We start from the raw sequence: 12,508 nt of genomic DNA on the forward strand, positions 1-12,508 counted from the left end.
TTCGCGGCGACCCTGGATCAGCAGACAGGGCAACACTGAGCTGGCAACCCTGAACCCAACTTTCAGAGGAGCCGGCCACAATGCCTGCGACCCGTACCTGGTTAAAAAATCCCCTCGCCATTTTCACCTCTAACGAACTCGACGCCCGTGGCGGCCTTGTCGTGCAAGACGGTGTCATCGTCGAAGTGCTCGCTGCCGGTCAGCAGCCGTCGGCGCCGTGCAATGAAGTGTTCGAGGCCCGCGAGCATGTGATCCTGCCGGGCCTGATCAACACTCACCATCATTTCTATCAAACCCTGACCCGCGCCTGGGCGCCGGTGGTCAATCAGCCGTTGTTTCCGTGGCTGAAAACCCTGTACCCGGTATGGGCGCGCCTGACGCCGGAAAAACTCGCCCTCGCAACCAAAGTGGCGCTGGCCGAATTGCTGCTCTCAGGCTGCACCACTGCTGCCGACCATCACTATCTGTTCCCGGACGGTCTGGAAAACGCCATCGACGTGCAGGTCGAAACGGTGCGCGAACTGGGCATGCGCGCCATGCTCACGCGCGGTTCGATGAGCCTCGGCGAGAAGGACGGCGGCCTGCCTCCGCAACAAACGGTGCAGGAAGGTCAGGTGATTCTCGACGACAGTCAGCGGCTGATTCACGAGTACCACGAGCGTGGCGACGGCGCGCAGATCCAGATCGCCCTGGCGCCGTGTTCGCCATTTTCGGTGACCCCGGAAATCATGTCGGCCAGCGCTGATCTGGCGAACAAGCTCGATGTGCGTCTGCACACCCACCTGGCAGAAACCCTCGATGAAGAAGACTTCTGCCTGCAGCGCTTCGGCCTGCGCACCGTTGATTATCTGGACAGCGTCGGCTGGCTCGGCCCGCGTACCTGGCTGGCCCACGGCATCCATTTCAACCCCGACGAAATCGCCCGCCTCGGCCAGGCCGGCACCGGTATCTGCCATTGCCCAAGCTCGAACATGCGCCTGGCTTCCGGCATTTGCCCGAGCATCGAGCTGACCGACGCCGGCGCGCTGTTTGGTCTCGGTGTGGACGGTTCGGCTTCCAACGATGCCTCGAACATGATCCTCGAAGCGCGTCAGGCTCTGTACATCCAGCGCCTGCGTTACGGCGCCGAAAAAATCACCCCGGAGCGCGTGCTGGGCTGGGCGACCAAAGGTTCGGCGAGCCTGCTCGGCCGTAGCGACATCGGCGAAATCGCCGTGGGCAAACAGGCGGATCTGGCGTTGTTCAAGCTCGATGAACTGCGCTTCTCCGGTAGCCATGATCCGATTTCAGCGTTGCTGCTGTGCGGTGCCGATCGGGCCGATCGAGTGATGATCGGGGGCAAGTGGCGTGTGGTCGATGGCCAGGTTGAAGGGCTGGACCTTAAAGGTCTGATTGCCGATCACAGCCAGGCGGCTCGCCAGTTGATCGCCGGGACCTGACTCACCGTCGTTCAAAACTGTGGGAGCGAGCCTGCTCGCGAAGAGGGAGTGTCAGACAACATGTTTGTTGGATGACACACCGCTTTCGCGAGCAGGCTCGCTCCCACATGGGTATCTGCCAGCCCTAAAGGCCTAGTAGCGACAGCATGATAAAGGTCGCAAACAGCACAAAGTGCGTCATGCCCTCGATGGCATTGGTCTCGCCGTCATTGAGGTTGATCGCGCTGACGATCAGGGTGATGAAGATCATCACTGTCTGCACCGGGGTCATCGCCATTTGAAACGGCTGGCCGGTGTACAGCGCCATCGCTTCCATGACCGGCACGGTGAGGATTACCGTCGACAGTGACGCACCCATCGCGATGTTGACCACCGACTGCATACGGTTCGCCAGTGCGGCACGCAATGCGGTCAGAATCTCCGGCGCTGCCGAAATCGCCGCCACCAGAATCGCCGTGATCACCGGCGGCGCGCCCGTGCCTTCCAGACCCAGATCAAGCGTCTTCGACATGACCTCGGCCAGCGCGCCGATGATCACCACTCCCGACACCAGAATGCCGATTGACAACGCCAGGCTGACCGGTTTCGGCTCCTGCTCGACCGGCTCCTTGCGGCGGCGTTTGTCCGGGTAGCTGTAGCTGAAAAAGTAACTGTGCGGGCCGACCTGCATGCGCAGAAACAGCGCGTAAAGCACCACCATCGCGCCGATGGTGAACGCCGAATAAATCTTCCAGTTGGCCTGGGGAATGAACTCCGGCACCACCATCGACACGCCCATCGCAGTGAGGATCATCACACTGTAACTGCGCGCCGAATCGTCGTTGTAGGACTGCTCGCCGTGTTTGATCCCGCCCATCAATGCGGCAAGGCCGAGGATGCCGTTGATGTCGAGCATCACCGCCGAATAAATCGTGTCGCGCACCAGCGTCGCCGAGGCTTCGTTGCTCATCATGATCGCCAGGATCACCACTTCGACCAGCACCGCCGAGAGCGTGAGGATCATCGTGCCGTAAGGATCGCCAACCTTTTCCGCGAGCAGTTCGGCGTGATGAGCGACGCGCATCGAAGCGGCGACGATGAAGGCGATCAGCAGCAGACCGCCGACCAGCGCGACGATCTGGCCGCTGTGCAGCAGCCAGTGTTCCAGTGGATAAGCGACGCAGGCGGCAAGGACTGCCAGCAGCAGGAAGCTTTCTTGTTTGAGGATCGAGAGCATGACGGGCCTTTTGCCGAAAAGAGCTGATGAAGCTACTGACTGCCAGGCGGCGCTAACGTTTCGTTACATCTTCGCGCACCAACCCATGGCGGTGCTTCGTCAGGTGCACCTTTATTGGCCTTGAGGGCCCTATCGCGAGCAGGCTCACTCCTACAGTTGAAATGCATTCCCCTGTAGGAGTGAGCCTGCTCGCGATAGCCATCACGCGGTTCTCGAAAGTTTGTTGTCCTGTTGGTCAGCAATTTGCATTGGCCCTGAGCACACACAACAAAACGGGGTTCGGGTTCATGCCAATACGTCCGCTGCACAAACTGCTGTACGCCGCCATCGGTCTGGGAATCAGCCTGAGCGCCAGCGCTGCCGATCCGCTGAAGGTCGGTTTCATCTACATCGGCCCGATCGGTGACCACGGCTGGACGTATCAGCACGAACAGGGGCGCAAGGCGCTGGCGGAGAAATTCGGCACGCAGATCACCACCAACTACGTGGAAAACGTCGCCGAAGGCGCCGACGCCGAGCGGGTGATCCGCAACATGGCCAAGGACAAATACGATCTGATCTTCACCACGTCATTTGGCTACATGAACCCGACGGTGAAAGTCGCCAAGCAGTTTCCCAAGGTGACGTTCGAACACGCCACCGGCTACAAGCAGGACAAGAATCTCGGCACCTATCTCGCGCGCACTTACGAGGGCCGTTACGTCAGCGGATTCCTCGCGGCGAAGATGACCAAGACCAGGAAGATCGGCTACGTCGCCTCGTTCCCGATTCCGGAAGTGATCCGCGACATCAACGCCATTCAGCTGGCGTTGAACAAGTACAACCCTGGCACCGAAATCAAAGTGGTCTGGGTCAACTCGTGGTTCGATCCGGGCAAGGAAGCCGATGCCGCCAACGCGCTGATCGACCAGGGCGTCGACGTGGTGTTCCAGCACACCGACAGCCCGGCGCCGATCCAGGCTGCCGAGCGACGCGGCGTGTATGCCGTGGGTTACGCCTCGGACATGGCCCACTTCGGACCGAAAGCGGTGCTGACCTCAATCGTCAACGACTGGGCGCCGCACTACATTCAGGCCACGCAAGGGGTGATCGATCACACCTGGAAATCCCAGGATTACTGGGGCGGGTTGAAGGAAGGCACGGTGGAACTGCCGATCAGCGACCTGGTGCCGGCGCCGGTGAAAGCCGAGGCCGAGCAGTTGATTGCCGACATCAAGAGCGGCGCATTGCAGCCGTTCACCGGGCCGATCAAGGATCAGGCCGGCGCCGAAAAAATCCCCGCAGGCGTGAGTGCCACCAACGCGGAACTGGCGTCGATGAATTACTACGTTGAAGGCATGAAGGCCGAGATGCCGAAATAATCCCAGCCCCACCACCATCCCCTGTAGGAGTGAGCCTGCTCGCGATAGCGGTGTTTCATTCAGCAAAAGTGTTGCCTGGTACACCGCTATCGCGAGCAGGCTCACTCCTACATTTGATCTTCTGTGTCCTCAAGGATTGTGTATGGATCAGCTCCCCATCATCGACATCAGCCCGCTCTACAGCACCGATGAAAACGCCTGGCCCGTCGTGGCCGAACAGATCGACCACGCCTGTCGCGAGTGGGGCTTTTTCTATATCAAGGGCCATCCGATTTCCCCACAGCGCATCGACGCCCTGCTCGATCACGCCCAGCGTTTCTTCGCCCTGCCCGCTGCGGAAAAACTCCAGATCGATATCACCCAGACCCGCCACCATCGCGGGTACGGTGCGATTGCCACCGAGCAACTGGACCCGGACAAACCCAGCGATCTCAAAGAAACCTTCGACATGGGCCTGCACCTGCCGGCGGAGCATCCCGAGGTGGTCGCGGAAAAACCCTTGCGCGGGCCCAATCGCCATCCCGCGCAGCCCGGCTGGGCAGCGCTGATGGAGCAGCATTACCTCGACATGCAGGCGTTGGCGCAAACCCTGCTGCGGGCGATGACCATTGCGCTGGGCATCGAACGCGTTTTCTTCGATGCGCGCTTCGTCGAGCCGGTCGGCGTGTTGCGCAGACCCATGACCCGCCACGTCACACCGCCAGTTCCGCCGAGCAGCAAGGCGCCGGCGCCCATACCGATTACGGCTGCATCACCCTGCTTTATCAGGACAGCGCCGGCGGTTTGCAGGTGAAGAACGTCAACGGTAAATGGATCGACGCGCCACCGATTGACGGCACGTTCGTGGTCAACCTCGGCGACATGATGGCGCGCTGGAGCAACGACCGTTATCGCTCGACCCCGCACCGGGTGATCAGCCCGCTGGGCGTGGATCGCTATTCGATGCCGTTCTTCGCCGAACCGCACCCGGACACGCGCATTGAATGCCTGCCCGGTTGTCAGGACGCGCAGCATCCGGCGAAATATCCGACGACCACCTGTGCTGAATTCCTGCTATCGCGCTTCGCCGATACCTACGCCTATCGCCGCGAGCAAGAGGCTGTCTGATCGATCACCTGGTCAGGTTTTGCCAATTGTTGCGGCCAGCCTCTGTAGAATGCCGGCATTGCACCTGATGAGAAAAGACTATGTACGACTGGCTCAACGCCCTGCCCAAAGCCGAACTGCACCTGCATCTGGAAGGTTCGCTGGAGCCTGAACTGCTGTTCGCCCTGGCCGAGCGCAACAAGATCGCCCTGCCGTGGAGCGACGTGGAAACCCTGCGCAAGGCTTACGCCTTCAACAATCTGCAGGAGTTTCTCGACCTGTATTACCAGGGCGCCGATGTGCTGCGCACCTCGCAGGATTTCTATGACCTGACCTGGGCCTACCTGCTGCGCTGCAAGGCGCAGAACGTGATTCATACCGAACCGTTCTTCGATCCGCAGACCCACACCGATCGGGGTATCCCGTTTGAGGTGGTGCTCAATGGCATCGCCGCTGCCCTCAAGGATGGCGAGACGCAACTGGGCATCAGCAGCGGTCTGATCCTGAGTTTCCTGCGCCATCTCAGCGAAGACGAAGCACAGAAAACCCTCGATCAGGCGCTGCCGTTCCGTGATGCGTTTGTCGCAGTCGGTCTCGACAGTTCCGAGATGGGTCACCCGCCGAGCAAATTCAAGCGCGTCTTTGATCGCGCCCGCGACGAAGGCTTCCTCACCGTTGCCCACGCCGGCGAAGAAGGCCCGCCGGAGTACATCTGGGAAGCCATCGATCTGCTGAAAATCCAGCGCATCGACCATGGCGTACGCGCCATCGAAGACGAGCGCCTGATGCAGCGGATCATTGACGAGCAGATCCCGCTGACGGTGTGCCCGCTGTCGAACACAAAGCTCTGCGTATTCGATCACATGTCGCAGCACAACATCCTCGAGATGCTCGAGCGCGGCGTGAAGGTCACGGTGAACTCCGACGATCCGGCGTATTTCGGCGGGTACGTGACCGAGAATTTCCACGCGTTGCACGAACATCTGGGCATGACCCAGGATCAGGCCAGGCGCCTGGCGCAGAACAGCCTGGATGCGCGGTTGGTAAAACCGTAAGCAACACCGCAAAACCAATGTGGGAGTGAGCCTGCTCGCGATAGCGGAGTGTCAGTTGGAAAATCCATATCTGACACTCCGCTATCGCGAGCAGGCTCACTCCTACAATTTGACTGTTTTCAGCCGGTAATTTCTGCTTCGGTGAGCTCCTCAAGGGTCTTGCCCCGCGTCTCCATCCCGAACAGCCACACCACCCCCGCCGCTATCGCAAAGCACGCCGCGCCCAGCGCGAACACTCCGCCCTGCCCGGTAATCGGGAATACCAGTCCGGTCACCAGTGGCCCGAGCAACGAACCGACGCGGCCGATCGCCGAGGCGAATCCCGAGCCGGTCGCCCGTGCCGACGTCGGGTACAGCTCCGGCGTGTAGGTATAGAGCACCGCCCACATGCCGAACAGAAAGAACTGCATCAACAGCCCGGTGCCGATCAGCAACGCCACGTTGCCGCCGAACACCGCGCTCTGCCCATACAGAAACGCCATCACCCCGCCGCCAAGCAAGGTGACGATGCACACCGGTTTGCGCCCCCAACGCTCAACCAGCCACGCCGCCATGAGGAACCCGGGAATCCCGCCCAGCGAGATCAGCACCGTGTAGTAGACCGACTGCGTCACGGCGAAACCCGACTGCTGCAACAGTGCGCTGAGCCATGAAGTCAGCCCGTAGAAACCCAGCAATGCAAAGAACCACAGGCTCCAGATCATCGTCGTGCGCTGGCGATATTGCGGCGACCAGATCTGCTTGAGTGCCGAGAAGAAATTGCCCGGTGGCGTCACCGTGCGCGGCAGACGAACCGGTTCCGGCAACGCTGCACCGCCCATGGAAGCACGCACCCGCGCTTCGATGCCGTCCAGCACCTTGTCCGCGTCGGCGTCGCGGCCGGCCTGTTCCAGCCAGCGCGGTGACTCGGGAATGAAAAAGCGGATCGCCAGAACGAACACCGCCGGCACTGCCAGCACCAGAAAGATATCGCGCCAGCCAATCAGCGGCAGCAGGAAGTACGAGAGCACGCCAGCCGCGACAAACCCCAGCGGCCAGAAGCCGTCCATCAGGGCGATGTAGCGCCCGCGCCGCTGCGCCGGAATCAGCTCAGACAGCATCGATTGCGCGATGGGAAACTCCATGCCCATGCCGATTCCCAGCAGGATGCGGAATAGCGTCAGCGTCTCCACTGTCTGCGCTGTTGAACACAGGTAACTGGCCACGCCCCACAGCACGATGCTCCACTGAAACACCGGTTTGCGGCCGAAGCGGTCGGCGAGCATCCCCGACAACGACGCCCCCAGCACCATGCCGAAAAAGCTCGAACTGGCCAGCAGCCCCGCCTGTGCACTGCTCAGGCCGAACTCGGCTTTGATCGAGCCGAGCAGGAAGGTCATCATCGCCAGATCCATGGAATCGAAGAAAAATGCCAAGGCGATGATGATGAAAATGACGCGGTGATAACCACTGACCGGCAGCCGTTCCAGGCGCTCAGCCGCGCTAAAGCGTTGTGTATTCATGTTGCGCTCCCCCATCCGGAAAATCCCCGGATCGAGTGTGCGTGATGGTCATTCGGAGGCCGTACTGGATACGACCTGTTCACAGCCGTAGACGACGTTGCGCATCAGCTCATTGCAGGGCAATGCTCTAGAACGCTGTTTCCAGCTCGGTTTCCTTGGCAAAGCGATGGATTTCGCGCTGGCCGGTGGCGGTCAACTGCAAGGCGCGGGAATCGTTGGGCAAGGTCAGCCAGCCAGACTGCATGAACAACTGCAACAGCGCCGCGCCGAGTGAGCCACCCATGTGCGGACGGCGCTCGCTCCAGTCCGGGCAGGCACAGGCCACCTGCACGTTGCGGTGCGCCAGGGCCTGAATGAACACGCCGCGCTGGGCCAGTCGGGTCGAGCCCTTGTGCGTCACTACCACCCGCTGCTCAAGCTGTTCGATCCAGCCGGCATCGAGCAGGCGCTGATACAGGTCGGCTGCCAGGGTGCCGCCCAGATGATCGTCGCAGAACCGCGCGCGCAACAGCGAAGACGGCGCCGCCTGCGGCCTGACCATGGTCGAGGTGCATTTCAGCGCAGCGGGGATTTGCCGTGGCGCGCTGGCAATGGTGGCGCTGGCCAATGCCTCGATCGCCGCACCGACTTCCGGAGCCGCCAGGCGAAAGAAGCGTTTGCGCCCACGCATTTCGACGTTCAACAGACCACCCGCGGACAGTCGCCCCAGATGCGCACTGGCCGACGACGGCGAGAGCCCGGCCAGCAGCGCCAGCTCTTCGGCTTGCCGCGCCGAGCCATCCATCAACGCCCACATCATCGCGCTGCGCTTGGGGTCGGCCAGCAATGTCGCGATCTGGCTGATGCACGGTGCATGTTCCATATGTTCACTCCCTGTTGAATCGTATCGTCTACCGCTCGGAGACATCTTGGCCGCTAACGGATGATCGGCCAACACGCGAAAATCGCCCTGGATCGGGGGCAAGGGATGCCACCGACACCAGCTGCTCCGGCACACAACCTGGCAGCAGAAGTTGCAACCGTCACCAAAAGCCGGCAACGCGTTACGGGGTCTGCGCGCCGGGTGTCAGTGCAGGCATGAGGCGGGCGCTAGTATAAGCGGGTTACGCCAGACGTCCTGCGCCCGGGCCTGCGCAGGTGGCGATTGTTCCTGACAGAAATTTCTCTATTTGCCTGCGACTAATGATCAACTTTGTGGAAAGCGGGAAATTGACTACTCAATTCGGCGCATCGACTGGCGAGCATCTCCCTCAGCAGGTTCACCGGCTTACTCAATTGTGCGCGATGGGCGCACAACAGATTCAGCGGTGCGCGCTCACACAGCAGTTCCGGCATCAGGACCTTGAGGCGCCCGGCGAGCACATCGTTACCCACGTCGAGCCAGGACTTATAGGCAACCCCGGCACCGGCCAGCGCCCATAACCGCACCACGTCGGCATCATCGCTGAAGCGATCGCCGCTGACGGTCAGGCTGACGTCGCGCCTGCCATCGTGAAAACTCCAGTGGTCGTGAACGCGGCTGCCGAGCATGTACAACAGGCAGTTGTGCTGGGCCAGTTGCTCGAGCTGGCGCGGTTCGCCGTGTCGGGCCACATAGTCGGGCGATGCGCACAACACCCGGCGATTGTGTGGCGCGATGGGCAAGGCAATCAGGCTGGAATCTTCCGGCTCGCCATAGCGCAAGGCGATGTCCACCGGTTGCCGGAACAGATCGGCGATGCGGTCACCCAGCAGCAGGCGCACCGTCAGTTTCGGGTGTTCCCGCTGAAACGCGTCGAGCCACGGCAGCAGCAGATTGCGACCGAAGTCCGAGGGCGCCGAAAGCTGCAGGATCCCGCTGACCTGATCCTGCCCGCTGGCCAGCAGGCGGCGGCCTTCGTCGAGATTGCTCAGGGCGGCGCGGGCGTACTCAAGGAAGCCTTCACCTTCGGCGGTCAGACGCAGGCTGCGGGTCGAACGCGCCAGCAGGCGTGCGCCCAGTTGCTGCTCGATGCGCTTCAACGCCGCACTGGCCACCGCCGCCGACATGTCCATCCCCCGCGCCGCCGCCGACAGGCTGCCCAGATCCGCCGCGCGGACAAACAACTGCAAGTCATCAAAACGCAGCATGCACAGCCTCGATTATCAAAAAAATATTGAAAGAGCCTGCTCTTTTAGCCGCTTTTATCGCGCAGAGAAATAGCCAATGATGGCCTCCATCGAATTCATCCCGATTTTCTTCTTCTATCACCTGTACGGAGCCATCCATGAAAGCCATCGCCTATTACGCGTCCCTGCCGATCAGCGACACCAAGTCCCTGCAGGACATTGAACTGCCAGAGCCGGTCGCCGGCCCGCGCGACCTGTTGGTGGAGGTCAAAGCCATCTCGGTCAACCCGGTCGACACCAAAGTGCGGCAGAACGCGGCGCCGGAAAACGGCGCGGCGAAAGTGCTGGGCTGGGACGTTGCCGGTGTGGTCAAGGCGGTCGGCAGCGACGTCACCCTGTTCAAGGCCGGTGACAAGGTCTTCTACGCAGGTTCGATTGCCCGGGCCGGTGGCAACAGCGAACTGCACGTGGTCGATGAACGCATCGTCGGCCACATGCCCAAATCCTTGGGTTTTGCCGAAGCCGCCGCGCTGCCGCTGACCGCGATCACTGCTTGGGAATTGCTCTTCGAGCGCCTGCAGATCAGCGAAGGCAACACCGATCAAGGCCAGAGCCTGCTGATCGTCGGTGCGGCGGGGGGCGGTGGCTCGATCCTTACCCAACTGGCCAGGCAGTTGACCGGCCTGAAAGTCATCGGCACCGCTTCCCGTCCACAAACCCGTGAGTGGGTCAGTGAACTCGGTGCCGATCTGGTCATCGATCACAGTCAGCCCCTGAGCGAAGAGTTGAAACGCGCCGGCATCGACAGCGTGACCCATGTCGCCAGCCTGACCCAGACCGATCAGCATCTCGCGCAACTGGTCGAAGCCCTCGCGCCGCAAGGCAAACTGGCGCTGATCGACGATCCGAAGTCGCTCGACATCAGCCTGCTCAAGCGCAAGAGCCTGTCGCTGCACTGGGAGTTCATGTACACCCGATCGCTGTTCGAAACGCCAGACATGATCGAGCAGCACAAGCTGCTCAACCGCGTCGCCGAGCTGATTGACGCCGGGACTTTGAAAACCACACTGGGCGAGCACTTCGGCGTGATCAACGCTGCCAACCTGCGGCGCGCCCATGAGCTGCTGGAAAGCGGCAAGGCCAAGGGGAAAATTGTTTTAGAAGGTTTCTAAACAATAAAAGCCCCGCAGTCGCTCGTGATGCCAGAGCGGTTGCGGGGCTTTTTGCCGCCAGTCAGTTGCCTGACCCTTGTCACAATTGCGCGGATATAGGGGTCTACAATCGAAGCCTCTGCGATACATCTTTTACGCAAGGGAGGTCAGCAATGAAGATCCTGATAAAAGAAGTGGCGAAGTCTCAGTGGCAGGTACGTCTGGACCAGCATGTCGTGACCTTTCGCAGTGAAGCCGAAGCTTTGGCCTTCACGCGCACCCTCGAAGCGCGGCTCTGCGCGCCCCACCGGATCCCCGAACCCAGCCAGCAGCGCGCCGCTGGCTGAGTTTTCAAGCCTCTAGGCTTGGGCTTGCGCCAGCGCCCGGGCATTCTGCAGACGCCGGGTGAGCAGCGCGACGCTCACCACCAGCAAACCACACAGGCTGATGACCATGGCCATCGGCACGGCGCTGCCATCGTGCAACACACCCACTAATGCAGCTGCCCCGGCGGCGATGCTGAATTGCAGGCAACCGAGCATCGCCGAAGCGCTGCCAGCACGGGCGCCCTGACCGTTCATCGCGCAGGCCGAAGCGTTGGGAATGATGCAACCGAGGCTGGCGATGCAGATGAACAGCGGAATCAGCAGCGGCCACAGGGCATCAGGACGCATTGCGCTGACCGCCAGCAAGGTCAGCCCGGCGAGGAAGTACACCCACACGGCGCGCACCAGCAAAAACGCCGGGCCACGTTTGGCCAGCAGCCGCGCATTGACCTGCGCCACCAGAATGAAGCCTGCCGCGTTGGTGCCGAACAGCCACCCGAAATGCTCGGCCGGTACGCCGTAGAGCTTGATGAACACAAATGGTGAGCCGGCGATGTAGGCGAACATCCCGGCGATGGCGATGCCACCGGTCAAGGCATGGCCGAGGTAGACCGAATCCTTGACCAGTCGCGCGTACTGGCGCAATGCGCCGGACAGCGGCTGGCGCGGCACGTGGGCCGGCATGCTTTCCGGCAGCCCCAACGCCACCGCCAGGCCCGCCGCCGCACTGAACCCGGTGAGCACCAGAAAGATCGACTGCCAACCCGTGGTGTTGACCAGCAGACCGCCAAGCATCGGCGCCAGAATCGGCGCCAGGCCCATCACCAGCATCAGTTGGGAAAAGACCTTCGCCGAGCCCACTGCGTCGCACTTGTCGGCAACCACCGCACGGGAAATCACCATGCCTGCGCAACCGCCCAATGCCTGGACGAAACGCGCGCCGATCAGCCATTCCAGACTCGGCGCGTAGGCGCAGGCCAATGACGCCAGGGTGAACAGGGCGACGCCGCTGAGCAGTGGAAGCCGCCGGCCGAAACGATCGGAAATCGGCCCGTACGCCAGTTGGCCGAGTGACAGGCCGAGGAAGTACGCCGCCAGCGTCAGCTGGACATGCTGCTCATCGGTGCCGAACGCCAGGGCCATCGCCGGAAACGCGGGTAAATAGAAGTCGATCGCCAAAGGACCGAAGGCGCTCAAGGCGCCGAGTATCAAAATGGTACGGAAATTCATCAGGCATCCAGGTGGGCAAGTCGCAGCCCGACAGTCTAGCCGTGCCCGGACGCC

10 protein-coding genes and 1 pseudogene are annotated in these 12,508 nt (G+C 61.6%); 6 read left to right on the forward strand and 5 right to left on the reverse strand.

The features are described 5' to 3' along the window. The first annotated feature begins 80 nt into the window (after positions 1-80). On the forward strand, positions 81-1,439 hold the full coding sequence (locus tag AEQ63_RS08915; protein WP_064362912.1) for an 8-oxoguanine deaminase: 1,359 nt from the start codon (positions 81-83) through the stop codon (positions 1,437-1,439). A gap of 124 nt (positions 1,440-1,563) precedes the next feature. On the opposite strand, the gene AEQ63_RS08920 is transcribed toward AEQ63_RS08915, so the two are convergent. Then, entirely contained in the window at positions 1,564-2,655 is a 1,092-nt protein-coding gene (locus AEQ63_RS08920) for a calcium:proton antiporter (protein ID WP_042609771.1), read from the reverse strand. A 287-nt stretch (positions 2,656-2,942) separates the two neighbouring features. Between AEQ63_RS08920 and AEQ63_RS08925 the strand changes: the two genes are divergently transcribed. The 3 genes and pseudogenes from AEQ63_RS08925 to AEQ63_RS08935 all read left to right on the forward strand — a co-directional run bounded on the left by AEQ63_RS08925 (position 2,943) and on the right by AEQ63_RS08935 (position 6,157). Next, positions 2,943-4,016 carry a BMP family ABC transporter substrate-binding protein gene (locus AEQ63_RS08925; protein WP_064362915.1) on the forward strand — a complete coding sequence of 358 codons (1,074 nt, stop codon included), beginning with the start codon at positions 2,943-2,945 and terminating at the stop codon, positions 4,014-4,016. Positions 4,017-4,158: 142 nt separating this feature from the next. Beyond that, positions 4,159-5,123: pseudogene (locus AEQ63_RS08930) on the forward strand (2-oxoglutarate and iron-dependent oxygenase domain-containing protein). Between the two features lie 80 nt (positions 5,124-5,203). Then, positions 5,204-6,157, forward strand: coding sequence for an adenosine deaminase (locus tag AEQ63_RS08935; RefSeq protein WP_064362916.1), 954 nt, complete (start codon positions 5,204-5,206; stop codon positions 6,155-6,157). A 119-nt stretch (positions 6,158-6,276) separates the two neighbouring features. On the opposite strand, the gene AEQ63_RS08940 is transcribed toward AEQ63_RS08935, so the two are convergent. From AEQ63_RS08940 to AEQ63_RS08950, 3 genes are all read right to left on the reverse strand, one after another. Next, entirely contained in the window at positions 6,277-7,659 is a 1,383-nt protein-coding gene (locus AEQ63_RS08940) for an MFS transporter (protein ID WP_064362919.1), read from the reverse strand. Between the two features lie 127 nt (positions 7,660-7,786). Continuing rightward, positions 7,787-8,521 carry an ArsR/SmtB family transcription factor gene (locus AEQ63_RS08945; protein ID WP_064362921.1) on the reverse strand — a complete coding sequence of 245 codons (735 nt, stop codon included), beginning with the start codon at positions 8,519-8,521 and terminating at the stop codon, positions 7,787-7,789. Positions 8,522-8,838: 317 nt separating this feature from the next. Beyond that, positions 8,839-9,768: a LysR family transcriptional regulator gene (locus AEQ63_RS08950; RefSeq protein ID WP_064362923.1), complete on the reverse strand. Its 930-nt coding sequence runs from the start codon at positions 9,766-9,768 to the stop codon at positions 8,839-8,841. 137 nt (positions 9,769-9,905) lie between these two features. Between AEQ63_RS08950 and AEQ63_RS08955 the strand changes: the two genes are divergently transcribed. Both AEQ63_RS08955 and AEQ63_RS28755 read left to right on the forward strand, forming a co-directional pair. Beyond that, entirely contained in the window at positions 9,906-10,919 is a 1,014-nt protein-coding gene (locus AEQ63_RS08955; protein ID WP_064362924.1) for a zinc-binding alcohol dehydrogenase family protein, read from the forward strand. Positions 10,920-11,071: 152 nt separating this feature from the next. Beyond that, entirely contained in the window at positions 11,072-11,245 is a 174-nt protein-coding gene (locus AEQ63_RS28755) for a hypothetical protein (RefSeq protein WP_016771823.1), read from the forward strand. Positions 11,246-11,257: 12 nt separating this feature from the next. Here the strand turns inward: AEQ63_RS28755 and AEQ63_RS08960 are convergent, their stop codons facing one another. Continuing rightward, positions 11,258-12,454 (reverse strand): multidrug effflux MFS transporter, encoded by a 1,197-nt coding sequence (locus tag AEQ63_RS08960; RefSeq protein ID WP_064362926.1) that lies wholly within the window; start codon positions 12,452-12,454, stop codon positions 11,258-11,260. Positions 12,455-12,508 lie beyond the last annotated feature (54 nt).

The organism is Pseudomonas sp. RIT-PI-o, from assembly GCF_001297215.1.
Classification (GTDB): Bacteria; Pseudomonadota; Gammaproteobacteria; order Pseudomonadales; family Pseudomonadaceae; genus Aquipseudomonas; species Aquipseudomonas moraviensis_A.